Source organism: Acidobacteriota bacterium (assembly GCA_034211275.1).
Taxonomy (GTDB): Bacteria; Acidobacteriota; Thermoanaerobaculia; order Multivoradales; family JAHZIX01; genus JAGQSE01.
Genome location: JAXHTF010000103.1, coordinates 1 through 23,987, shown reverse-complemented (window position 1 = coordinate 23,987; position 23,987 = coordinate 1). Strand labels below are relative to the sequence as shown.

General features: G+C 65.0%; 14 protein-coding genes. 9 read left to right on the top strand and 5 right to left on the bottom strand.

The features are described 5' to 3' along the window. Positions 1-1,004: 1,004 nt before the first annotated feature. From SX243_15715 to SX243_15695, 5 genes are all read left to right on the top strand, one after another. Entirely contained in the window at positions 1,005-2,987 is a 1,983-nt protein-coding gene (locus SX243_15715) for an RHS repeat-associated core domain-containing protein (protein ID MDY7094418.1), read from the top strand. Positions 2,988-3,747: 760 nt separating this feature from the next. Continuing rightward, positions 3,748-4,413 (top strand): hypothetical protein, encoded by a 666-nt coding sequence (locus SX243_15710; protein MDY7094417.1) that lies wholly within the window; start codon positions 3,748-3,750, stop codon positions 4,411-4,413. 334 nt (positions 4,414-4,747) lie between these two features. Further along, positions 4,748-4,954: a CsbD family protein gene (locus SX243_15705; GenBank protein ID MDY7094416.1), complete on the top strand. Its 207-nt coding sequence runs from the start codon at positions 4,748-4,750 to the stop codon at positions 4,952-4,954. 288 nt (positions 4,955-5,242) lie between these two features. After that, positions 5,243-5,416 (top strand): hypothetical protein, encoded by a 174-nt coding sequence (locus tag SX243_15700; GenBank protein ID MDY7094415.1) that lies wholly within the window; start codon positions 5,243-5,245, stop codon positions 5,414-5,416. Between the two features lie 198 nt (positions 5,417-5,614). Next, positions 5,615-6,079 (top strand): Smr/MutS family protein, encoded by a 465-nt coding sequence (locus tag SX243_15695; protein ID MDY7094414.1) that lies wholly within the window; start codon positions 5,615-5,617, stop codon positions 6,077-6,079. 1 nt (position 6,080) lies between these two features. Here the strand turns inward: SX243_15695 and SX243_15690 are convergent, their stop codons facing one another. The 5 genes from SX243_15690 to SX243_15670 form a co-directional block, all read right to left on the bottom strand. Next, positions 6,081-6,872: an SDR family NAD(P)-dependent oxidoreductase gene (locus SX243_15690; protein ID MDY7094413.1), complete on the bottom strand. Its 792-nt coding sequence runs from the start codon at positions 6,870-6,872 to the stop codon at positions 6,081-6,083. Between the two features lie 58 nt (positions 6,873-6,930). Continuing rightward, entirely contained in the window at positions 6,931-9,051 is a 2,121-nt protein-coding gene (locus tag SX243_15685) for a sulfatase (protein MDY7094412.1), read from the bottom strand. Positions 9,052-9,163: 112 nt separating this feature from the next. Continuing rightward, positions 9,164-13,381, bottom strand: a complete 4,218-nt coding sequence (locus SX243_15680) for a S8 family serine peptidase (GenBank protein ID MDY7094411.1) — start codon at positions 13,379-13,381, stop codon at positions 9,164-9,166. Positions 13,382-13,581: 200 nt separating this feature from the next. Next, on the bottom strand, positions 13,582-17,955 hold the full coding sequence (locus SX243_15675; protein MDY7094410.1) for a M36 family metallopeptidase: 4,374 nt from the start codon (positions 17,953-17,955) through the stop codon (positions 13,582-13,584). A gap of 394 nt (positions 17,956-18,349) precedes the next feature. After that, entirely contained in the window at positions 18,350-18,853 is a 504-nt protein-coding gene (locus SX243_15670) for a tetratricopeptide repeat protein (protein MDY7094409.1), read from the bottom strand. A gap of 357 nt (positions 18,854-19,210) precedes the next feature. Between SX243_15670 and SX243_15665 the strand changes: the two genes are divergently transcribed. The 4 genes from SX243_15665 to phnE are packed head-to-tail and all read left to right on the top strand — an operon-like array spanning position 19,211 to position 23,780. Beyond that, on the top strand, positions 19,211-21,265 hold the full coding sequence (locus SX243_15665; protein ID MDY7094408.1) for a cytochrome c peroxidase: 2,055 nt from the start codon (positions 19,211-19,213) through the stop codon (positions 21,263-21,265). After that, complete coding sequence (locus SX243_15660) at positions 21,262-22,173, top strand: phosphate/phosphite/phosphonate ABC transporter substrate-binding protein (protein ID MDY7094407.1); 912 nt, start codon at positions 21,262-21,264, stop codon at positions 22,171-22,173. The genes SX243_15665 and SX243_15660 overlap by 4 nt, the downstream gene beginning before the upstream one ends. A gap of 7 nt (positions 22,174-22,180) precedes the next feature. Then, positions 22,181-23,068 (top strand): ATP-binding cassette domain-containing protein, encoded by an 888-nt coding sequence (locus tag SX243_15655; protein MDY7094406.1) that lies wholly within the window; start codon positions 22,181-22,183, stop codon positions 23,066-23,068. Next, a complete protein-coding gene (gene phnE, locus SX243_15650; protein ID MDY7094405.1) occupies positions 22,995-23,780 on the top strand; it encodes a phosphonate ABC transporter, permease protein PhnE in 786 nt (261 codons plus the stop codon). The genes SX243_15655 and phnE overlap by 74 nt, the downstream gene beginning before the upstream one ends. Positions 23,781-23,987: the final 207 nt, after the last annotated feature.

Genomic DNA, 23,987 nt, shown 5'->3' with positions numbered 1-23,987 from the left:
TGGGACACGGTCAGCGATCCGTGTGCGGACTTGTGGGACAAAGGATTGTCGGTGGCGGGGGCGGGGGCGGGGGCGGGGATTTTCCTTTTTGGGGGCGGGTATGGTGTGGGGGCGAAGGCTGGGCGTGAGGCGATTGAGGCTACCGGAAGGACGTTAGGAGACCTTCTTAGGGCTGGTAACCGTTTAGACAGGAACGGATTGACGAGGGCAGGGCGGGCTCTGCAAAAACATGGTGATCGCGCTGGAAGCGCCTTCCCTCGGTCTGTGGGTCCTGCTGCAGATCGAAACGCCCAAGCTCAAGAGGTTCTGGGAGAAATCCTATACAGCACAGATCAAGCTACGGAAGTCAACCGCTTTGGTGGCCACGATATCTTCGACACGCTGACCGGCAGAGGGGCTCGCTTTGATGCGGATGGAGAATTTGTTGGTTTTCTAGAGCCTTGAGGTGATTTATGGGGCCTGAGAATCCGTTGAAGGTGCAAGTGGCCAGTGATCTGGTACATGAAAAGGTCTTTGCTGAGATCTACTATGGAAGCAAATTCGTGGCGTTGGTAAGCCAGGAAGACCATGATTGCTTTCTCGTGGAGCTTCCGGGACCTGAGGCACTAAAAGAGCAGCTAACTCGGGAAATCCCTTTGCAAGCGTTTCAGGAGGCCTTGGAGATGGCTGTGGAGCGGTTGACTGGGAACGAGGGCAGAGCTTAGTGGCCAAGTGGGCCCGTTGACCCCAAACTTCTCTCGAGGCGGTCAATGGCGAGGTTTCTCTTTGGCACAATGTTCTGTGACCTGACCTCCCCCCGGAAAAGTGGACAGCTTCGTTACGCGGCAAGCGCCGCGTTATGGTGAGCCTCTTCGTAATCGCTGCGCCGTCGGTCAACGGTCACCGATCCGCTGGATCGCGTCACCCGCTTCACCTACGACGCCGCCAATCGCCCTCTATCGCAGATCCTGCCCGACGGCAGCCCGGTCGCCTTCACCTGGGATGCTGGAAGCAACCTGGAGACGTTGACGCCGCCGGGGCGGCCGGCTCATGCTTTCGAGTACACGCCCCGGGACGAGGTCTCGACCTACTCCCCTCCGGGCGGCACGCCCGCCGAGGGTCTCGTGCTCGGGCACCGGCCGGATCGCCAGCTGGAGCAAATCCAACGCGCCGGCGGCGAGGCTCTGGGTTTCGCCTACGACGACCTCGGGCGGCTGGAGAGCTTCACTCATCCGGATGGCCAGACCACTCTCGGCTGGGACACCTCCGCCGGCCAGGTAGGGACCCTCACCACCTCTGAAGGCTCGACCCTGACCTACGGCTACCAGGGACACTTGCTGCGCTCGCTCAGCTGGTCCGGGCCGGTGACGGGGACGGTGGATTGGAGCTTCAATGCGGAGCTCAAGGTGGCGTCGATGCGGGTCGGCGGCTCGACTCTGGCCAGCTACGACTACGACCGCGACGGTCTGCTGACCCAGGCCGGGGATCTGACCCTGGTCCGGGACGCCGCCAACGGCCGCATCACCGGCACCGTTCAGGGGGACCTGACCACCGAGCGCGGCTTCAACCCCTTCGGCGAGCTCACCAGCCACCGTGCAGCCTTCGGCGGAACCTCTCTCTACGAGGTGGGCTACCAGCGCGACGCCCTTGGCCGCATCACCGAGCGAGCGGAGACGATCCAGGGGCAGGCCTCGGTCACCAGCTATTCCTACGACCCGCGGGGCCGGCTGCAGCGGGTTGAGCGGGACGGCGCCCTGGTGGCGGAGTACGGCTACGACGCCAACGGCAACCGCACCAGCTTGCTCACCCCCAGTGGCTCGCTTGCCGCCACCCACGACGACCAAGACCGCCTCCTGACCTACGGCGACCGCGGCTACACCTACACCGCTGCAGGGGAGCTGGAGAGCGAAACCCAGAGCGGTCAGTCGGTGCTCTATGACTACGACTCCCTGGGCAATCTGCGCTCGGTGCAGGCCCCGGGGGCGCCGTTGGTCGAGTATTTGGTGGACGGCGAAAACCGGCGTATCGGGAAGAAGGTCAACGGCTCGCTGGTCCAGGGCTGGCTCTACACGGACCTCCTCAACCCCGTCGCCGAGCTGGACGGTGCGGGCAATGTGGTCTCGCGCTTCGTCTACGGGGACCGCGGCAACGTGCCGGCCTACCTGGAGAAAGGCGGAAGAACCTACCGGATCATCGCTGACCCGATAGGCAGCGTCCGCCTGGTGGTAGATGTCGAAACCGGCGCCGTAGCCCAGCGTCTCGACTACGACTCCTTCGGCCAGGTCCTCTTCGACACCAACCCCGGCTTCCAACCCTTCGGCTTCGCCAGCGGTCTCTACGACCCCCAAACCAGCTTGATCCGCTTCGGCGTCCGCGACTACGACCCCCGAACCGGCCGCTGGACCGCCAAGGACCCCCTCGGCTTCGCCGGCGGCGACACCAACTTCTATGCCTACGTAGCCAACGACCCCATCAACCGCGCTGATCCTAGTGGACAGATCCTGCCGGCGTTGGCTCTGGGCTACGCAGCCTTCGAGGTTGCGCTGACGCTGTATGATCTTTATGACGCTTGGGACACGGTCAGCGATCCGTGTGCGGACTTGTGGGACAAGGGGTTGTCGGTGGGTGGGTTGGGGTTGGGGGCGGTGCTGCCTGGGGGAGGGTATGGGGTGGGGGCGAAGGCTGGTAAACGAGTCATTGGAAAAGCGGATAATTGGGATGACTGGGCTGAGCTAAGCGGAATACTTAGGGATGCCGCAAGGGGCAAGGGGAATTTTGGCGTTGGCTACGCTACGCGAGAGCAGGCACGAGTGGTAGGTGAAGCTTGGGTGGGGGAAGGCTTCAGTATAGCCTCGGATGGTCGAACTCTCGTGAGCGCTGACGGCCTACGACAATTCCGGCCACCCACATTCAAACCCCGTCTTGGGAGATATCAAGCGAATCTACAAGCTAGGCCTCCAGGTTTCACGCATTGGCAGTCTAACGGTCACCTCAATATAGATGATTGATTCATGAGAGCTGAAGTTCGCGGTCTTCACAGCCCAGATGTTCACAATCTGGAAAGCTGGGAGCCGCCTGACGCGCAAAAGTTCGGCTTCTTGCTTCAGGTATTGGTCGGCCCAGTCGGTGGAGAAGGAGAAGAGTCTTTTGACTTCGTAGTCTGTACACCTGACTGGTTGCGAGATCAGAGGGGCGTAGAGCGGGTCGTTTCTGGGCGCCATCATCTCTTGGTCTTTGACTATAGTTTTTCTTCCTTGAGACGCTTTGTTGAGCACCTAGTGGGGCAGGCGAGAGGTGATTCTTGGGAAGAGCTAGCGTCTTTTCTGGGGCGCTATGGCTTGTGGGAGTTCGAGGACTATCGGGAATGATCTTGTCGGACCTAGATGGCACGCCATGGCTACCCGTGTACTAGAGCCTTTTCTCCACCAATGGGGGCAGCTTGCTTGGATTGCTTCTGCTGCTCCAGAGCGGCTTCGATCTGGGCAACGCGGATCGGTTGTTGGGGGAAGGAGAGTAAGAGTTGAGGATGGTCTAAGGGCGTCTGATTTGCAGGACGACGCCCTTTTCTTGGTGGAATCCTCCGATGGTTCAACTATGGAGGTGCCTGCTGAATGGTTGCTAACCAGGCCTTGATTTGGAGCAGTAACCATGCAGTCAGATTCCGGCCAGCTCCATTGGCAAAATTCAACGCTCCTTGAGGTTTGTGTCCTCCCGTGTCAGGAGCAATGTCCTGCACGGCCTGAAGGTCAATGTTGAGGGTTTGATCCTATGAACCTAAGTCGCCGAAAATTTCTAGAGTTCTTAGGCGTCAGTGCCTCTGCTCTGGCAGTGGGCCACTTTCCTGCTGTAGAAACAAGAGCTGATATTTATTTCAATCGGAGCCTTGGGTTTCGCTTCAGGAAGCCGCATGACTGGTTCTTCGTGTCCAGGCTCGAATTGGGCCAGATGCTTGTAGATCAGCAACTTGCCTGTCCTGACGAGGGACAGGCTCAAATGCTCAAGGACTCGGTGGGCTTGCCGATGGTCAGCGTGGCGAAGTCTCAACCGAGTCGGTCTGATGAGCCTATTTTCAACCTTTTCGTCGAAGAGCTCGATGGCACAGAGCCTTCTGATGTGGAGGCCCACGGTTGGGCTTATGCTGAGGTGTATCGTCCCTACTTGAAAGAGTTGAGTTTTTACGAGATCCCCCGGCTGATCGACTTCGGGAATGTCTCTGCTTGCGAGTGCGGGCTCCGCTATCTCTTCGAAGGTGCGGCCGGCGAGGTATTTCCACTAAGGGTACGCAGCATCCTTTTTCCGCGGGGTAGGTTCGGCTATACCCTGAACATGATGGATCGCGAAGGGGTTGGTTGGTCCGAGGCCGTCCGGAAGAAGTTTTCGTCGATTCTGACTTCTTTCGAGTTCGTAGAGTTAGAGGATACTCGCACCGCATAGGTAGGCACCTGTCGAGTTGGTGGCTTGTGCTGTTCAAGCGGCCGAAGTGGCTCAGCTGACCGCCCCGCGGCGTTTCTTACCCACCCCCACCCCCAGACTTGCAAAATCCTGCCGCCTATCCCGGGCGGAAACCTTCGCAAACCCCTGAATTCAGGGGCTCTGACCCTATGGCACAGGCCTTGCTCCTTCTATTGGGCGTCACGAGCCGGTGGGTGTGAGGGCGTTTGAGTCGGGTCCACGGTTCTAGAAAGCTCTCGCGACACCTGCTGGCCATGAACGATAGACGCAAGCCGTCAATTAAATTGAAAGGAGCAATATTATGGCTACTGCGACGATGAATGAGTCTTGGCTGAAGGGTAAATGGAACGAGTACAAGGGCAAGGTCCAGGAACAATGGGGCGAGCTCACCAACGATGATCTGGACAAGATCGAAGGCCGCCGGGACCAGCTGATCGGTGCGATTCAGCAGCGGTATGGCAAGGCTCGGGCCGAGGCGGAGAAAGAGCTCAATGCCTGGGAAGAGCGCCACAACCTGCGCTGAGGTTCCTGACGGGCCTGGTCGAAGTCCGAGTCGAGGTTCGAGTCGGCGGGTCTCTCACCTCCCAGATCGGAGTAGCTCCGAGAGGGGTCGAGAGACCGACCGGGCTGACGAGCTTCTCCGGGAAACGTGTGCGGCGTTCGATGCCTTCGACCTGCCCCCGGAGACACTCCTTCTCGACTGAGCCGCCTTCGCTGAAGACTGCTGAGGGTTGCTGCTGAAAAGGCTGCCCTTCCGGTCCTGCAGCCCGCGGCCGCCCTCTGATCCACTGACCTTTTTGGAGCCTTCGTCATGAGCTTGATCGTCCTACTCGGCCTTGCCGTTTTCTTCGTTTTGTTAGCCGCTTTGACCGGCATCAAACCGTCGGGGACCAAGCCTGTGGCATCCACCCGTTTGATGACCGCAGCGCGCATCGTCTTGGTGTTGCTGGCGGTGATCTTTGGAGTTTTGGCTCTCACCGCTTAGAGCTACTTCGGCCCCGTTCGATGGGGTCCGAACCTCTAGCCCCCACAGCTCGGGCCGGCGTTCTTTCCCTGAGGAGCGCCGGCCCGAGCTGTATTTGCTCCCTCCCGACGGAGTTCCGCGCTGTCCAAAGTGGGTTGGTAGACTGCCTCGACGCCCTCCGACGAAGGCGTTGGGCCCGACCTTCCGACGATCACCGCCATGGGCAAGAAACGCAGCAGGAGAAGCGACCTTTCCTTCCGATACCTCCCCGGCGAGAAGCCCGAGGACGAGGAGCGGGAGCTTTTTCTGCGCGAGATGGAGCGGTTGGGGACGGCACCGGACAAGGATCGGGTGCAGCGGAAGAAGGCGCCGCCCAAGCCGCGCAAAGTCAAGATTCCCCGCGGCCTCCAGCTCACCACCGACGACCGCCTCGACCTCCACGGTCTCACCGTCGAGCAGGCGCGCCACGCTCTGCAGCGGTTCATGGTGCAAGCCCGCCGCCACCAGATGTCTACCGTCGTCGTGGTCACCGGCAAGGGCCGCCGGTCGCCGGGAGGGGTGTCGGTGCTCAAGCGGGAGCTGGAACGCTGGCTGGCCTCTGAGGGGGCGGAATTCGTTCGCGCCTATGGGGAAGCGCCCCGGAGCCTTGGGGGAGCCGGGGCGTTCGTCTTGCATCTGCGATAAGTCAGCCGGTGGTGCGGTTGAGCCAATCCGCGAGTCTTGGAGTGAGGCGGCGGGTGAAGGCGAAGAAGCGCATCATGAAGGGGAGGACCACCTCGGCGCGGTTGGCCTCAATGGCGCGAAGGGTGGCTCGGGCCACCTTGTCTTCGGTCAAAGTGGGGACTAGCCAGCGGGCCAGGCGGGGGAGGTCTTGGGCCGGATCGAGGTCCGCCTTTTCGATGAACGGGGTCTGGACCAGGCCGGGGCAGATCCAGCTGACGCCGACGCCGCGATCGAAGACCTCCAGCCGCAGGGTGGCGAGATAGGTGTTGGCGGCGGCCTTGGAGGCGCAATACGCGGAGGAAAGGCGGTGGGGGATGAGGCCGGCGGAAGAGGTGATCCCCACGATGTGGGAGGGCGTCTGCTGAAGCAGGTGAGGGAGTGCATGGCGCACGACGTGGGTCATGCCCACGTAGTTGGTGTGGATGGTCACCTCCACGTGCTCCGCCGGCTGCTCTTCGACCAGCGCGTAGCGGCCCAGACCGGCGTTGGCCACCACCAGCTGCAGGCCACCGAAGGCCTCTGCGGCGCGATCCACCGCCGCCTTCACCGCCTCCTCGCCGCGTACGTCGGCGGGTAGCGGCAGGCCTTCTCCGCCGGCTTCTTTCAGCTCCGCGGCCAGCTCTTCGAGGGGCTCTTGGGAACGGGCCATGAGGCCCACGCGGCAACCGCGGCGGCCGAGCTCGAGGGCGAGGGTACGGCCGATGCCGGAGCTGGCGCCGGTGACCAGGGCGGTGGTTCCGGGGGTGATCTTCATGGCGTTGGCTCCTCGGCGTTCGGGGTTTCGGGGTGAGTGGCTCGGGTGGCTGGCGGCTTCAATTGAGGTAGCCCAGAGAGCGTAGCTTGGTGATGTGGTTCCACTCCAGGTAGGTGGCGCTGAGGATGTCCTGGCCGGAAAGGTAGCGTTCTCGTTCTCGCGCCCGCCGAGCTCGCTCCTCCTGGCCCAGGGCCAGCAGTGCCTGCACCGTTTCGGGCTCCTGCGCGGCGCGGTCGTCGGTCTCGCCGGGGTCGTCTTCGAGATGGTAGAGCTCCGGCGTCACCTCGTCTCCGTGGGGCACCACCAGCTTCCAAGGGCCTCGCCGCACGGACCATCGGGGATGGCCGTAGAGCAAGCGGTCCGAGAGGCGGGTGAGCCGGGGGAGCTGGCGGCCTTCTATCAGAGGCCGGAGATTGCGCCCTTGGTTGGCGGGAGCCTCGAGCCCCAGGGTGTCGAGAAGAGTGGGGAAGAAATCGACCAGCTCCACGGCGTCGTGGACCTCCGCCGGTTCGGTGCCCGGCAGCCGGAGTATGCCCGGCACCCGGCTCAGCTGTTGGAAGTGGTGGTGGCCGTGGTCGGCGTTGAGCCGGTATCCGTGGGCTCGCAGCTGGGGCTGGCGCTCCCAGAAGTCTTCGCCGTGATCGCTGGTTACCAGCAGCAGGGCGTCGGGATACTCCGCCTCCAACACCTCGAAAAGGCGCCCCAGCTGGCGGTCGGTGAAGGCGATTTCGGCCTTGTATAGGGCCTCCATCCAGGGACGATCCTCGAAGGCCGGCATGGGGCCCTGGGGACGGCGATCCCCGGCGCAGCCGAGGGAGCCCTGGTACCCGGGGCGCAGCCGCCGAGCTACCTCGTTGCACTCCGATTCGGGGGGCTCGTAGGGGTTGTGGGGACCAAAGAGGTGCAGGTAGAGGAAGAGGCGGCGGTCCCGATAGCGCTCCAGGGTCGCCAGCGCCCGATCCACCAGCTGATCGTCCTCCACCTCGGCGGAGAGATAGCTGTCGTAGCCCTGGTGCAGGCCGAAGGGCGGGTTGAGGTAGATGTTGTGGTAGATGCCCGCCGTGAAGAAGCCGGCGCCGGAAAGGACTTCCGCCAAGGTGTGCCCGGCGGCGGTGAGGCCAGTGGGGGCGAAGTTGCCCCGGCGCTGACCGGCGCCGTGGGTTTGAGGATGTAGGCCGGTGATCAGCGAGGCGACGCTGGGCAGAGTCCAGGGTGCGGGAGCGCTGAGGTCGTCGAAACGCACCGATCGCGACGCCAGCTGGTCGAGGTGCGGGGTCAGGCCGTCGGGGCTGCCATAGGAGCCCAGGAAGTCGGCCCGCAGGGTATCGATGACCACCACGATGACGTCCGGCTCGGCGCTCCGTTGTCCTGCCACCAACAAGGGGTTGCCCCAGGCGCCGGCGCCTTCCGGCAGCGGCTGGCCATGGCGGGTGGCGGTGGCTTCCAGCACCAGCCGGGATCCGGCGGGCGCCGAGACCTGTTGGCGCACCGGCATCCAGCCGCCGGCCTCTCGGCCCGGAACTCCGTCGACCGTCTGGTCGAGCCAGGGAATCTTCTCTCCATCGTGCTCGACGAAAGCGCGGAACTGCACTTTCACACCTTCTCGGTCGAAGCTTGGGACGATGCCCAGGTTCGACTCGAAGACCAGCGGCTTCGGCAAATTGGGAGGTAGCTCGAGAACGTAGCGCTCGATGGCCGGTAAGGATGGCAGCGATTCACCGCCGAGGGCGAGGTCGCGGTAGGCGGAAGCGGCGGGGGTGACGGTGACTTTGAGGATCTCCACCTCACCGCCGCGGGCGGAAAGTTCCAGCTGGTCGACCCGGCCGACCCAATAGGGCTCGCGTTGGAGGTTGACCTCGTAGGTGTGGACTTCGCCGTCGGCGACGGTGGGGAAGCTCAGGCGCCGGAACTTGGAAATGAAGCGCTCCTGCCCCAGTTTCCAGCCCAGCTCGAGCATGGTGGCCTCGCCACGGGCGCGGATCTCCAGGCGCGCGTAGCGGGCCGCCTCGATGGCGACCGGGAAGAGACGCGCTTCCCCGGCGACGGGACCGGAGACATCGAGCACCTGGCGGGCCAACTCGTGGGTCTCCACCAGCTCTCCCAAACGCAGCAGCCGCTGCGGCTCGTCACGGCCACAGCTCGTCGTTCCCAGGACGAACACCAGCGTCAGAGCGGCCAAAGCCCTGCCTACCCACATGGCGCGTGAGCATACCAGGCTTGGTAGTAAGAAAACGGGAGCAGACCTCGTTGGCCTGCTCCCGTCGTTGTTTCTCTCGGTGCTTTCAGACCGCTTAGTGGGTGCTCACCGGCGCTAGGGATCCGGACGGGCAGATCGAGATGTCATCCACGCCGGCTTCCACCAGGTCACCGCTGGCGGTGCCGTCGGAGGCCTGGATGCGGAAGCGCACGTCGGAACCGGCGGGCACCGTGGTGGTGACCTCGGTCCAGGCGGCGTTGGAGGTCGAGTCGCCGTTGGAGGCGAGGGTCGACCAGGTGGAGCCGCCGTTGGTGGAGATCTCCAGCAAGAAGAAGTCCCCGCTGGCGTCGCCGCCGGTGTCGCGCTGGCCGTGGAAGTACCACACCGACACGTCCGAAGCCTCGGTCACGGAAGTGGTGGAGGATTCGGCGATGCAGTTGCCACCGTCGACGTCGTCGGCGCCGGCGGAGGAATTGGTGGCGGTGAAGTAGGCGTTGCCGCCACCGGTGTGGTCACCGCCCACCTGGGTAGTGACTCCGCCGTTGACCACCTCGGTGGGAACCGCGGCCACGAAGGTGCCGGTGGAGCAGGTGCTGGAACCGCTGTTGGTCCAACCGCTGGTGCCGCCGGAGAAGTCGGTGACGATGCAGCCCGGGGGCGGGGTGTCCTCGTAGATCCGCACGTTGCGGAACTTCGAGGTGTTGGTGTAGGGGCTCGAATCTTTGTCGTTGGCGAGCACCAGATAGAAGCCGGAACCGGTGTAGTACTGCCCCACGGGGATGCTATAGGACTTCCAGGTCCCGTACTCGGCGGTGGTGTATTGGGGCGACCAGTCAATGTCGCTGGCCCAATTCTGGGTACCGAAGACGTTGAAGATGCGCAGATCGTCGGTGAGGGTGTCGTTCTCATCGAAGCCGATCCCGTGGATCTCGCCTTCTTCGGTCGACAAGAAGTCGAACTCGATCACCGTGTTGGCGGTGAGGGTGAAGGTCTCCGAGGTCCGGCGCCAGCGGTTGCCGGTCATGGAGAAGGTGAAGCCGCCGTCTTCCGTGGTGAAGGACCCGTTGGAGGTGTCCTGGTTGGAGTAGGCGACGGTGGTGGTGACATCGAAGTCGATGAAGTCACCCCCACCCACCGCGTTGATGGTCACGGAGATGGAGTCGGAGCCGGGGGCTCCGCCGCTGTCGGTGACCGAGGCGGTGATGGTGTGGTTGCCGACGGAGAGGCTGGAGGTGGAGAACGATCCACCGGAGCCGATGGCGCCGTCGAGGTCGGAAGACCAGCTGAGGGAGGCGGTGATGTTGCCGTCCTCGGCGTCGTTGGCGGTGCCGGCGAAGCTCACCGAGGTTCCTTCGTCGAAGCTGGAGCCGTTGGCCGGTGCGGTGATGCTGACTACCGGTGCGGCATTGCCGGGACCGCAAGCGGACTCGCCGGTGATCACCACGTCGTCGATGAACCACCCGGTGAAGCCATTGGCGGTGCCGTCGACGGTGTCGAAGCGGAAGCGCACCTGCAGCTGCTGGCCGGCGTAGGCCGCCAGCGAGAGATCACCGCTCCCCTGCCAGCTGCCGGCGGAAACATCGGTGGAATCGCGGGACCAGAGGGTGGTCCAGCTGGTGCCGTCGGTGGACACGGCCACCTCGGTGCGGTCGAAGGATCCCCCGGTGTAGGACTCCACCTGACGGAAGAAGTCGAAGCTCAGGGTCGAGGCCGAGGTGATGCCGGAGACCACCGGCGAGACGAGATCGCCGTTGGTGGCGCCGCCGGTGTCGTAGGAGCACCCCGAGTCCTGCCCGAAGTAGAAGGCACTCACCGGCGACGAATAGCCCGGCGAAGCGCAGCTGGAGTTGCTGGTCAGATGCCACAGGCCGCTGGCGCTCCAGGAGCCGGCGCCGCCTTCGAAGTCCTCGCTCAGCCCCCCTCCGGAGCCGTCGTCGACGGTCACTGTGGCCGAGTCTTGGGCGTTGCCGCAGGAGGTGGCGGCGGTGACGGTGTAAGTAGTGGTGGCCGCCGGTGAGACGGTGATCTGCGCCGAGCTCTGGCCGCCCGGCGACCAGCTGTAGCTGTGGCCGCTTTGGGCCGCGGTGCCGATCTGCACCGAATCACCCTGGCAAATCTGCTGATCCGGGCCGGCGTTGGCGATGGGAGCGGGAGAGCAAGGCGGAGTCAGCGCACCGGTGACCACCAGCGCGAAGGGCTGGGGGCCGCTGGGCACGTTGAAGGCCCGCACGGTGACGGTGTAGGTACCGGTCTGGGGATTGGGGAGGAGCGCCTGCTCCACCGAGTTGAGCCGGTCGGCACTGCCACCGGTGGTGGACGCGCCGCCGCTGAAGACGTTGCCCAAATAGGTGCCGGAAGGTCCGCTGACCTCCAGATCCAGATCGTTGACGATCACCGGATCCGCCAGCGGTACCGCCGGGAAGTCGGTCCAGACCAGGGTGACCTTGAGGGGCTCCAGGGAGCTGCCCACGGCGACATTGAAGGTGCGCTCGACGCCGGAGCTACCGCTCGCGAAGCCGGTGGTGTCGTCCTCGACGAAGAGCTCCCGGCTCTCGCCGCCGAAGAAGAGGGCGTCATCCAGTAGCACCCGGCCCCAGCCCTGACAGCCGCCGGGGATGGCGGCGGTGCCGCTCATTTCGGTGGCGGAATTCATCACCGTGGCCTTGACCAGCGCCGCGGAGGGGGTGAGGGCATCCCCGGGGACCGCGTTGCCGCTGGGATACCAGCCGTCGGTGAAGTATTGGCGGACCAGCGCCGCCGCGCCGGCGACTCCCGGCGCCGCCATGCTGGTGCCGCTGGAGCTCTTGGTGTTGCAGTTGTTGCTGCCGGTGTTGTTATCCGAGTTGGCGGAGATGATCCCCGAGCCGGGCATGGTGACGTCGGGCTTGATGCGGCCGTCGGCGGTGGGGCCGCAGCTGCTGAAGGAGGCCATGCTCTCGGCGCTGGTGCCGCGCAGGGTGGCGCCGACGGAGATGACGTTCTTGCCCGTGGACGGGCTGCCGATGGAGCCGGTGCCGGGACCGTCGTTGCCGGCGGCGAAGACCAGCAGGAAATCTTTGTGATTCCACATGAATTCGTCGGCGTCCTGGCTGCCGGCGGTGTAGCGGCCCTTGACCGGGTTGTTCTCCTCGTCACCCCAGGAGTTGGTGTGGATGCGGGCGCCCTGATCGTAGGCCTGTTGGAAGATGGGATTGAGGTCCACCACCGGGCAGCCGATGCCCGGACAGTCGGCGCAATTGTCGGTCTGGAAGCCACAGTCCTGCACCACCAGCTTGGCCCCCGGGGCCATGCCGTCGCCGGCGTCGTGGATCAGCGGGTTGGCCAGGTTGTCGCCGGCGACGGTGCCGGCGACATGGGTGCCGTGGTCCTGGGTATCCCATTCGGAGCTCGAGATGCCGCCGCTGCACTCGCTGCTCCACAGGAAGTCGACGGCGATGACCTTGCGCTGGTTCAAGTCCACCACCGTACCGCCGTCGCATTCGTTGCGCGGCGGCAGGCCGAGGGCGGGATCGCGGAAATAGCACATGTCGGGGTCGATGCCGGTGTCCAGCACCGCCACGATCTGGCCTTCACCGTAGATGCCTTGATCGAAGACCGGCGTCGTGCCGGCGCCGCCGGTGCCGCTCTGGCCCACCCAAACGGTGGTGTCGTTGAGCAACACTCGCCGGGGCTCGATGTCGATCCAGAAGATCTCCGGTGCCAGGGCCAAAGGCTCGCGGAAGCGTTCCACCTCGGCGCTGGTGAGCAGCAGCCGCAGCCGCGGGAAGCGGCCCCGCTCGGCGCTGCCCACAACGTTCTGAATTCCCAGCTCCTCGAGGTGTTTGCGCAGCCGGTCGAGGTCGGCGTCGGGGAAGACCTGGAGCAGGACGATGTGCTGGTCCCGGGCGCCGGGCTGGAGCGCTTTCTCGCCGATGCCGAGGGTCGCCGGGCTGAGCTTGTAGGCCGGGTGATAGGGCAGGGCCCAGCGGGCGCCGGTGGCGCGCAGCAGATCCGCCGCTTCGCCTTCCGGCCGGCGGCGCACCAGGAAGGTGTCGTGGGGAAGGTAGGTGTAGACGCGATCGGTGCCGGTGCGTAGGCGCTCCAGCTGCTTCTCGTCTACCGGTCCGGGAAATTTGACCAACAGGATGGCGTCCTCAGTGGCCGAAAGACTTTCCGGCACCGGCGCCGGGTTGGCGGCGTCGATGACGCCGGAGGTGAGGGAGATGGTCCGGCTCCGGCCGGGATCCTCTCCGGGGGCGAGACCTTGGGCGAGGGCCGAGGTCAGGAAGAGCAGTCCGCAGGCGACCGCCAGGAGGGCAGAACGAAGAATCATCACGAGTTTCTCTCCGAGGTGCGAGCCGTCAGGGGCCCGAGATCAAGGAATCGGAGACCGAGGTGGTCTCCCAAAGATTGCACAGCAAATGGACAAGCAAGGAAGCAGCGAAATACCGGCAAAAAGAAAAGGGGGACAGACCGGCAAGGGCCTGCCCCCCTTCTTGCTATCTCAGAGGATCTAGCGTCGTTCTAGATCTCTTAGCGGGAGATTCCCGGCGCCAGAGATCCGGACGGGCAGATCGAGATGTCGTCCACGCCGGCTTCCACCAGGTCGCCGCCGGCAGTGCCGTCGGAGGCCTGGACCCGGAAGCGCACGTCGGAGCCAGCGGGCACCGTAGTGGTGGCCTCGGTCCAGACGGCGTTGGAGGTCACGTCGCCGGCAGAGGCGAGGGTGGACCAGGTGGAACCGCCGTCGGTGGAGATCTCCAGCAGGAAGAAGTCCCCGCTGGGATCGTCCCCAGCGTCGCGCTGGCCGTGGAAGTACCAGATCGACACGTCGGAAGCCTCGGCCACGGAAGTGGTGGAGGACTCGGCGATGCAGTTGCCGCCGTCGACGTCGTTGACGCCGGCGGAGGTGTTGGTGGCGGTGAAGTAGGCGTTGCCGCCGCCGGTGTGGTCACCGCCCACCTGGGTGGTGACTCCGCCGTTGACCACCTCGGTGGGAGCCGCGGCCACGAAGCTTCCGGTGGAGCAGGTGCTGGAACCGCTGTTGGTCCAACCGCTGGCACCGCTGGAGAAGTCGGTAGTGATGCAGCCCGGAGGCGGGGTGTCCTCGTAGATCCGCACGTTGCGGAACTTGGAGGTATTGGTGTAGGTCGTGGTGTCCTTGTCGTTCACCAGCACCAGGTAGAAGCCACTACCGGTGTAGTACTGGCCGACGGGGATGCTGTAGGACTTCCAGGTGCCGTATTCGGCGGTGGTGTACTGGGGCGACCAATCGATGTCGCTGGCCCAGTTCTGGGTGCCGAAGACGTTGAAGATGCGCAGATCGTTGGTCAGGGTGTCGTCTTCGTCGAAGCCGATACCGTGGATCTCGCCTTCCTCCGTGGACAGGAAGTCGAACTCGATCACCGTATTGGAGGTGATGGTGAAGGTCTCCGAAGTCCGGCGCCAACGGTTGCCGGTCATGGAGAAGGTGAAGCCGCCGTCTTCCGTGGTGAAGGACCCGTTGGAGGTGTCCTGGTTGGAGTAGGCGACGGTGGTGGTGACATCGAAGTCGATGAAGTCACCCCCGCCCACCGCGTTGATGGTCACGGAGATGGAGTCGGAGCCGGGGGCTCCGCCGCTGTCGGTGACCGAGGCGGTGATGGTGTGGTTGCCGACGGAGAGGCTGGAGGTGGAGAACGATCCACCGGAGCCGATGCTGCCGTCGAGGTCGGAAGACCAGCTGAGGGAGGCGGTGATGGTGCCGTCCTCTGTGTCGTTGGCGGTACCGCTGAAGCTCACCGAGGTTCCTTCGTCGAAGTTGGAACCATCCGCCGGCGCGGTGATGTTCACCACCGGCGCGTCGTTGGTGGGCGCGTTGACGTTCACGGAGATGGAGTCGGAGCCGGGGGCTCCGTCGCTGTCGGTGACCGAAGCGGTGATGGTATGGCTACCGACGGAGAGGCCGGAGGTGGAGAACGATCCACCGGAGCCGATGGCGCCGTCGATGCTGGAAGACCAGCTCAGCGAGGCGGTGATGTTGCCATCCTCGGCGTCGTTGGCGGAGCCGGCGAAGCTCACCGAATCACCCTGGGTGGAGGACGAGCCGTCCGCCGGGGCGGTGATGCTCACGGTCGGCGGGGTGTTGCCGGGGCCGCAAGCGGACTCGCCGGTGACCACCACGTCGTCGATGAACCAACCGGTGAAGGTGTTGGACACGCCGTCCACCGAATTGAAGCGGAAGCGCACCTGGATCGCCTGACCGGCGAAGGCCGACAGGGAGAGGTTGCCGCTGCTCTGCCACGAGGCGGTGGAGGCGTCGGCGGAATCGCGGGACCACAGGGTGGTCCAGCTGCTGCCGCCGTTTCCGGAGACCGCTACCTCGGCCTGGTCATAGGACCCGCCGGTGAAGGACTCCACGACGCGGTAGTAGTCGAAGCTCAGAGTCGAGGTGGAGGTGATTCCGGAGATGGTCGGCGAGATCAGGTCGCCGGTGCTGGTGCCTCCGGTGTCGTAGTCACAGCTCGCATCCTGGCCGTAGTAGAAGGCGTTCACCGCCGAGGAATAGCCCGGCGAAGCACAGCTGGAGTTGCTGGTCAGGTGCCACAGGCCGCTGGCGCTCCAGGAGCCCGCTCCACCCTCGAAGTCGTCGCTCAGACCCCCGCCGGAGCCGTCGTCGACGGTCACGGTGGCGGAGTCGTTGGCGCTACCACAGGAGGTGGTGGCGGTGACGGTGTAGGAGGTGGTAGCCGCCGGCGAGACGGTGATCTGCGCCGACGTCTGGCCGCCCGGCGACCAGCTGTAGGAGTTGCCGGTCTGGGCCGGGGTACCGATCTGTACCGAGTCACCCTGGCAGATCAGCTGATCAGGGCCGGCATCGGCGATGGGCTGCGGCGAGCACTGGCACTCCGGCGGCACGCTGAAGCCGTTGGTGGCGGACAGGCTGCCGGAGCCGCCGGTGCTGGCATCGGTGCCTAGGCCGAAGGCCGCGAAGGCTTCCCACAGACGGCACACGTCGGCGCCGCCGTAGTTGTCCACCGCTGCCTGGATGATGCCGTCCCGGTTGTCCAGGAAGGTCGGCGAGCAGGCGGTGTTCTTCAGGCCCTCGTTGACGTAGAGCATCATGCGCTGGTTGCCGGCACCGCCGGCGGCGTTGTAGATGTCCGAGTCGTAACCGTGGACGTCCACCAGTGCCCAATAGGCTTCCCAGATTCCCTGGGCCCACACCGCGCCGACGCCGTGAGGCACGGACACGCCGGTGCTGATGGTGGAATAAGTCCAGGTGTTGACGCCCGAGTCGGTGCTGTAGCGCTGGGTGCGGATGCCCGGGCCGGAAGTAGCCTGGTCCAGAGCGTAGGTGCCGATGCCGCGGGGGTCGGTGCCGGCGTCGCCGGTCTCGGCGGTGTAGGCCAGGGACCACCAGTCGCTCCAACCCTCACCGGCCTGCTGCGTGTTGTTCAAGCAGCTGGAGGTGGAGGGGCCGCCGACCTGGCGGATGGAGATGCCGTGGCCGTACTCGTGGATGATGATGCCGTTGTCCAGATCGCCGTCCTTGTCGGGGTTGGGGGCGGTCCACACGTACATCTGCATCCGCGGGTTGGAGCCGTCCGGCGGGGTCGCCATGTTGGCGTTGTTGGAGCCGGAGCCGTCCTGAGCCTCGGCGTTCACCGAGTCGCTGCCGGAGCCGCCGTTGCCGTAGTTGTTTTCCTGGAAGTTGCCGGCCTGCTCGTCGAAGCCGTACTGGTACTGCACATCGTGGATGATGTTGTTCCAATAGAAGAGATTGGCCACCGCCGCCGGAATGTACTGGTTCGGCGCCTGGGTCAGATTGAGGCTGAAGTCGCAGACGATGGAGCCGCCGCAGTCGGGCTCGCTGGACGGCGGCGAGTTGTTGTTGTCGCGGTCGTCGTAGGCGTGGACGTTGTTGCCCCGGTGAATGGTGAATTCAGCGCCGGCGGAGCCGTTGGTGTCATGCCAGCCGAAGGGCGAGGCGGTGCTGTCCGCGGGGCTCACCACCAGGGTGCGGCCATCGGAGGGCGGCAGCGGGGTCACGTGGTTGGGGCTCTCCGCCGGGATGGCGTAGACGCGATAGGAGTCGTCGCTGGTCCAGTCGAAGCGGGTCCAGACTTTGCCGTTCATGGCGTCGACGTTGAAGTCAAAAGAGTGCTGGCTGTCGAGGGTCCAGATCTGGAAATTCCACACCAGCCGGGCGTTGCCGCGGTGCACCGGCAGCCACATGAGCTGGGCGGTGATGGGGCGCTGGGAGACACCCTCGTGAGGGATCAGAGTCGTCTGGGTGGTGCCGGTGGGCAGTCCGCTACGGCCCTCGACCTTGGTGTCCAGGCCCAGATGGCGCAGGGCGGAGTTCACCGCGGCCACGGCAGTGAGTCGCGGCGCGGTGGAGTTCACCGACTTGGACAGCTCCGGCAGGAACGCATTGTTGACGCTGATCAGCCGGCCGTTGCGATTGACGTTGAGGTGCAGCTGGCCGTTGTAGACCGGAATGCCGGCGTGGCGCTGTACGAGATAAAGATGGGTGGCTCCGGAAACCTTGGAAAAGACAGAATCCCGGACTTCGTAGCCCTCGAGGTCCGCCGGGGTGAGGCCGAAGAGGGCCAGGTTGTCCTGGACGAAGCTCAGGCCGACGGTGAGGGGGGCCGCTTCCCGGTCATCGGCGGTGAGGTAGCCGGTGCGGTTGGAGATCGTGCGGGCCGCACCGGTGGTGGGCTCCAGGCGAACCTCCAGATTGGGAATCTGGGCCTGCAATTGGTTGAGCGCGGCATCCTGGGAGGCCGCCGGGGTCAACTTCACGCCGCGTACGGCTTCCTGCCGGGCGTCGAAGTTGCGCTGCATGGCGTCGGCCGTGGCCGGCACCAGGAGAGCGATGGCTAGCAAGAACACTAGCCAGGTAATAGAACGATTTTTCAACACACTACTCCTCGAATTGAGAACGGTGAACGGACATCCCTTCCCGAGACTCCGGGACGGAGCACGAGGGGACCTAGAACAGCCGCGATTCCCCGGATGCACGCAAATCGGGGGCACGGGCAACAGAAGCGCTGCCGGCACGCGAGGTCTTAGACCGCACGCAGGAAAGCGCTTGCGAAAGAGGGCCCTGTGGGAAATAAGCTAAGCGGTGAACGGTCCCGAGCGGGGATCATTTCAACGATAACTGGAATTTAAGCTGAAGGAGTATAGCGAGGCAGCCAGGGGAAGTCCAGCGGGTGGGGGGGTGGTGTGAGGAGAGGTCGCCGCGGAGAGAGGGCCTCTCCGCGGCGCAGGACTGGGAAGCAGTGCTCCGGATAGAGGGGATCGGTGGGGCTTAGAGACCGGCTGCCGCTGCCTTGAGGGCTTCTACCAACTCCTCGAGCTCATGGTCCGCTTCTTCGCCGTAACTCTCGAGGGTTTCGATCTCGCGCAGAGCGGCCTGGATATAGGCCTCGCCGAGGTACTCCCGAGCCTCGGGAAACTTCGGCCGCAGCTTCAGGGCGCGGTGGTAGTTTTCGATGGCCTGATCGATCTTGCCGTTCTTGCGTTGGGTGTAGGCGAGCATATTGAGGATGTCCGGATTCTCCTGTTCCATCTCGTAGGCCTTCTCGAAGATTCCCAGGGCCTTTTCGAACTCACCGGCGTCGGAAGCCTGCTTGCCCTTCTCGTAGAGAGCCATGGCGTCTTCGCCAGCGTCCTTGGGCTTCTTGGTCCCGGCGGCCAGGACCGGAGTGCCGGCGAGCAAAGCGAGGGCGACGATGGCGGCGAGCACCGGGGCGAAGTTCGGGGATATGGAACGCTGCAACATGGGGGGCTTGGAAAGGACAGTTTTCAACATGAGAGACCTCCTCGGGCTTCGTGGCGGCCTGGACCGACCGCAGCACCGGCTCATTCTATGCCCGCCCCCGCACTGACGGCCCGTCTCTTGATAGTGAGAAATCCTGATCGAGGCTGCTCGCTTGACATTTGAGCGCGCAAGGGCTAGTTTTTGAGTAGCCAAAATCTGCTGGCGCCATATTCTCGACTCAAAGTCCACGACGAAGCCAGCAGGTTGGCAAGTAACAGGTAGTAAGAAAGATTCGGGTCGCGCCCCACGATTTCAGAAGACCGCTTCAGAAGACCGCTTCAGAAGACCGCGGTCCCAAGGAATGCCGCCGGCGGACCGGCCCTCGAGGTTTCGCTTGGAGTCAGCTCAATGTTCTCAACCATCGGCCCCAATTTTCCGACCCACTCCAGCCTTCCCATTCCAGCCGATCTGCGGGGGGATTCTCCAATTCCTCGCAGATTCTTCCTGAGCCTCACCTCGGCCTTCCTTCTCCGGGGGTTGCTCCTCGGAGGGTTGTCCCTGTGGGGGTTGGCTGTCTGGGGTTTGGCGGCCTTGTTCTGGGCGCCGCCGGCGAAGGCTCATATCGTTCCACCGGAAGACCTCCATCCGGTGGTGGAGAGCTATCGCCGGAGCGCTTTCCTGTTGTCTCTGCAGCCGGTTCCCTGGCAGCAGGTGGCGTCGGAGATGGAAGCGATGGGAGAGGGACTGGCGGAGATTGACGGGGACACCGCCGAGACTTTCCGGCAGCAGGCCGAGCAGGTCTTGCCGGCAATGCTGGCAGCTTCCGGCGGCGGCGACGAGGCCGTCGAGGTGCCCTCCCCGCAGCAGCAGCGGCAAGCGGCCCGAAGCCTCTTCAGGGCTTCCACCGGCGCTGTCGCCGATGCGCTCACCGCAGCATTGGAGGCCGCCGGGGCGCAGCTGGGGCAGCCCGCCGCGTCGGCCCATTTCGAAACCGCCCGGCGGCTGTGGGCGGCCTTCGAGCACGAGATCCGTTCCGCCGACGAGCCGGCCTATCGCGAGCTCGGCGCTTGCTGGCTGGAGATGTCCAGCGCCCTGGGAAGCTCCGGCGTCCTCGGGGCCGGGGTGCTGGCGCCGCAGCCGGAGATCTTCCGCGCCGAGGCCGCCGAGCTGACGGGATATCTGGATCGCAGTTTTGGCGACCGCTTCGCGCCGCAAGCGCGCGGGATGCTCATGCCCTTGCCGGCCCACAGCCCAACCTTCGACGCCGCCGCGCGGGTGCCCCCGCGGCTGCCGCCGGGTAGCCAGATCAACAAGCAGCTGCCGCGGCCGCGGCAGATCCTCAACATGGCGGAGCGCGGCGTGGACGAGCGGGAAACGCCCCTCATCGCCCTCGGTGACATGGCTTTCGACAGCCCCTTCGTCTTCGGCGAGCCGGCCCGTTCCATGGGCATCAGCTGCAACACCTGCCACAACAAGAGCATCACCAACCCGGATCTCTTCATCCCTGGCCTCTCCGAGCGCCCCGGCGGGCTGGACGTGAGCAATAGCTTCTTCGCTCCCCACGCCAACAACGGCCATTTCGATCACCTCGATACGCCGGATTTGCGGGGCCTGCGCTTTACCGCTCCCTACGGCCGCAACGGTCGCTTCGAGTCGTTGCGGGACTTCACCCGCAACGTCATCGTCAACGAATTCAACGGCCCGGAGCCGGATCCCACCCTGCTCGACGGCCTGGTGGCCTACATGCTCGAATTCGACTTCCTGCCCAACCCCATGCTGCGCCCCGACGGCTCGTTGGCGGAGACGGCGCCGGCGGCGGCGCGGCGGGGCGAGGAGCTCTTCCACCGCTCCTTCCCGCAGATGGGCAATCGCTCCTGCGCCACCTGCCACGTGCCGTCGGATCATTTCCTCGATCGCCGGCGCCATGACCTCGGCAGCGTCACCGGCACCGGCCCCGACTCCCGGGACCGCGCTCTGGACACCCCGACGCTGCTGGGCATCGTCTATTCGCCGCCCTACTTCCACGATGGCCGTCTGCCGACCTTGGAGGCGGTGGTAGGTTGGTTTGACGAGCACTACGAGCTGAACCTGGAACCCCGGCAGCGGGCGGACCTCACCGCCTACTTGGAGACCGTCGGCGGCGGCACCGACGCCTACGAAAACACGGTGTACACCCTGGAGGCAGAGCTCGAAGAGTTCTCCTTCTTCCTCTCGACGCTGGATTTCCTCCGCGCCCGCGGCAAGGCGGAGCTGGTGGCCACCACGCTGGAGACCGTTGCCTTTGAGCTCAACGCTCATAAATGGGACGTTCAGGACGACTCTCAGCTGCCGGTTCTCGACCGCATGGTGGAGCTGGTGGACGAAGCCGCCGAGGCTCACCGCAAGGGGGATGGGGAGGCTTTGGATGCCCGGCTGGCGGAGTACCATCGGTTGTATGAAGAGCATCGGGAGGTGCTGCGATGAGCCTGTATCGGAAAGCGTGCGCCGGGAGTCGGCTCGGCCTGTTCACCCTGACGATCCTCAGCCTACTGCTGGGGGCGTTCCTCTTCGCCCCGCCGGCGTCGGCGGAGGAGCCGCTGCGGGTGGTTTTCATCGCCTACCAGAATCCGGATCAGCTGCTCGAGGACGTGGGGCCGGTGACGGAATACCTGGAGAGTCAGTTGGGGACGAGCGTCAAGGCCTTTACCGCCACCGACTATGCCGGAGTGGTGGAGGCGCTACGCAACCAGCGCGCCGATGTGGGATTCATGGGCCCCCTGCAATACGTCCTCGCCCACCAGCAGGCGGGGGCGGTGCCGCTACTGGGTGAGGTCTACAGCGGTGGTGCCAGCTACCACTCGCGGATCTTCGTGCGCAAGGACAGCGGCATCCGCACCGAGGCGGATCTGAAGGGCCGCACCGTGGCCTTCACCGATCCCATTTCCTCTTCCGGCTATCTGTATCCATTGGAGATCTTCCGCGATGCCGGGCTGATTCGCCAGCGGGACGATGCCGAGAGCTTCTTCGGCCGCATCTACTTCGCCGGCGGTGACGAACAGGCCTTGCGGGCTGTGCTCAACGGTTTCGTCGACGCTGCCGGCATCGGCCAATATTCCTTCTCACTGTTGCGGCCGGAGGAGCGGGACCAGGTGCGCTGGATCGCCGAGTCCAAGCCCATCCCCAGCCATTGCGTGGTAGTGCGCAAGGGCCTGCCGGCGGCGAGGGTGGAGCGCTTGAAGCAGGCGCTGCTGGCTCTCGAAGGCGGTCCTCAAAAGCATCTGCTGCGCAGTCTTTACAACGTCGATGGTTATGTCGAGGTGGATCACCAGACCTACGCCGAGGTCGAAAAGTTGGCTCGGGACCACGGTTTTCTGCCCGCGGGAGGGCGCTGAGGCGACCATGGACCCTCGCTCCTCAGTTTCCGCTGGCTTTTCCAAGGCATCGGTGCTGCGGCTGGAGAATGTCCACCTGCTCTACGGCCGCACCCTGGCGCTGGACATTCCCCACCTCGAGGTGGCGCCGGGAGAACGGGTCTTCGTGCTCGGTCACAGTGGTTCCGGCAAGAGCTCTCTGAGCCGCTTGATCAAGGGGCGGCTGCGGCCCTCCACCGGGCGGGTGGAGGTGTTGGGAGAGGATCCCGCCGCCGGTCCCGGCCGCCGGCGGAGGGAGATCCAGCGGCGGGTGGCGATGATCGATCAGGAGTTCTTCCTGGTGCCGCGCATGAGCGTGGTAGCCAACGTGCTCACCGGTGCCCTCGGCAGGGTGCCGCGGCTGCCGAGCCTCTTCGGCTGGTACCCCGCCGAAGCTTGGCGCCAGGCGGAATCGATCCTGCGGGAGGTGGGGCTTCAGGAGCTGGCGGAGCGGCGGGTGGAGACCCTCTCCGGTGGCCAGCGCCAGCGGGCTGCCATCGCCCGGGCGCTGATGCAGGAGGCGGACGTGGTGGTGGCGGACGAGCCCATCTCCAGCCTCGACCCGGAGCTGGCGGAGGACGTGCTGGAGCTGCTGGTGCAATGCACCGCCCGCCGCGGCGTCACCCTCATGGTGACCCTGCACCAGCCGGAGCTGGCGCGCCGTTTCGCCAGCCGCTTCCTCGGTCTCGCCGACGGCCGGGTGGTCTACGACGGACCGCCGGAGGGTTTCCGGCAGGAGCATGCGGAAGAGATTTACCGCTCGGTGGATCGGGGGGACGACTCGGAATCAGGAGGGGATCGAGATGACGGCGACGGTGCTGCAGCGGCGATGGCGACTGCGCTTCCTGGCCCGGGTCTGCGGCTGGTCGGCGATTAGTCTGCTGGTCCTCTGGGCCTTCCACTGGTCCGAGGCGGACCTGGCGGTGCTGGCGCAGTCGGGACCGCGCTTCGCGGAATTCTTCACCCGCCTGGTGCCGCCGGATTGGAGCGTCGCCACCCTGGTGCTGCGCTCGACCATCGAGACCTTGATGATCGCCATCGCCGGCACCGCGGTGGCGGCGGTGGTGGCCTTGCCCCTGGGATTCTTGGCGGCGGCCAACGTGGCGCCGGCGTGGCTGTCCCACGGGGTCAAGCTTTTCTTGGGCCTGGTGCGCTCCATTCCCCTCATCGTGGTGGCCATCCTCTTCGTCACCGCCGTCGGCCTGGGCCCCTTCCCCGGCGCCCTGGCCATCGCCTTTCACTCCTTGGGCATGCTCGGCAAGTTCTACGCCGAAGAATTCGAGACCGCCGAGGCGGGGATCGTGGAGGCGGTGGGTGGTACCGGCGCGGGCTGGCTGCAGACCGTGCGCTACGGGCTACTGCCCCAGTCCATTCCCCAGGTGGTGGCCTTCACCGTCTACCGGTTGGAGATGAACTTCCGCGACGCAGCGGTGCTCGGGCTGGTGGGAGCCGGGGGCATCGGGTACTACATTCAGCTCTACGTCCGCGGCTTCCAATACTCCAAGGTTGCGGTGTTGCTGCTGGTGGTGGTGGCGGTGGTGACCGCCCTCGACCAGCTCACCTATTGGGTCCGGCGCTGGGTTCGCTGAGCTTCGGGGCACGATTCCGGGTTTGCGGTATCCTCTTTGTCCGCGGTGGCACGGGGCTACCGCCGAGATCCGCGAGGGGATAGCATGAGCTGAGCGCATCGGAGCCAGGACGAGGCCCCAGCTCCGATGTGGAGCCGCCAACGCGGCCGCGGGCCGCAACCAAAGTAATGCTCCGATGGCGCCAGTCCCGCGCCCGCGTAGCCGTAA

Bases quoted from the DNA above. Each gene is read 5' to 3' on its own strand.
- SX243_15670 (MDY7094409.1), bottom strand. From the start codon at position 18,853: ATGTTGAAAACTGTCCTTTCCAAGCCCCCCATGTTGCAGCGTTCCATA.
- SX243_15705 (MDY7094416.1), top strand. From the start codon at position 4,748: ATGAATGAGTCTTGGCTGAAGGGTAAATGGAACGAGTACAAGGGCAAG.
- SX243_15680 (MDY7094411.1), bottom strand. From the start codon at position 13,381: ATGATTCTTCGTTCTGCCCTCCTGGCGGTCGCCTGCGGACTGCTCTTC.
- SX243_15690 (MDY7094413.1), bottom strand. From the start codon at position 6,872: ATGAAGATCACCCCCGGAACCACCGCCCTGGTCACCGGCGCCAGCTCC.
- SX243_15710 (MDY7094417.1), top strand. From the start codon at position 3,748: ATGAACCTAAGTCGCCGAAAATTTCTAGAGTTCTTAGGCGTCAGTGCC.
- SX243_15660 (MDY7094407.1), top strand. From the start codon at position 21,262: ATGAGCCTGTATCGGAAAGCGTGCGCCGGGAGTCGGCTCGGCCTGTTC.
- SX243_15655 (MDY7094406.1), top strand. From the start codon at position 22,181: ATGGACCCTCGCTCCTCAGTTTCCGCTGGCTTTTCCAAGGCATCGGTG.
- SX243_15665 (MDY7094408.1), top strand. From the start codon at position 19,211: ATGTTCTCAACCATCGGCCCCAATTTTCCGACCCACTCCAGCCTTCCC.
- SX243_15700 (MDY7094415.1), top strand. From the start codon at position 5,243: ATGAGCTTGATCGTCCTACTCGGCCTTGCCGTTTTCTTCGTTTTGTTA.
- SX243_15695 (MDY7094414.1), top strand. From the start codon at position 5,615: ATGGGCAAGAAACGCAGCAGGAGAAGCGACCTTTCCTTCCGATACCTC.
- phnE (MDY7094405.1), top strand. From the start codon at position 22,995: ATGACGGCGACGGTGCTGCAGCGGCGATGGCGACTGCGCTTCCTGGCC.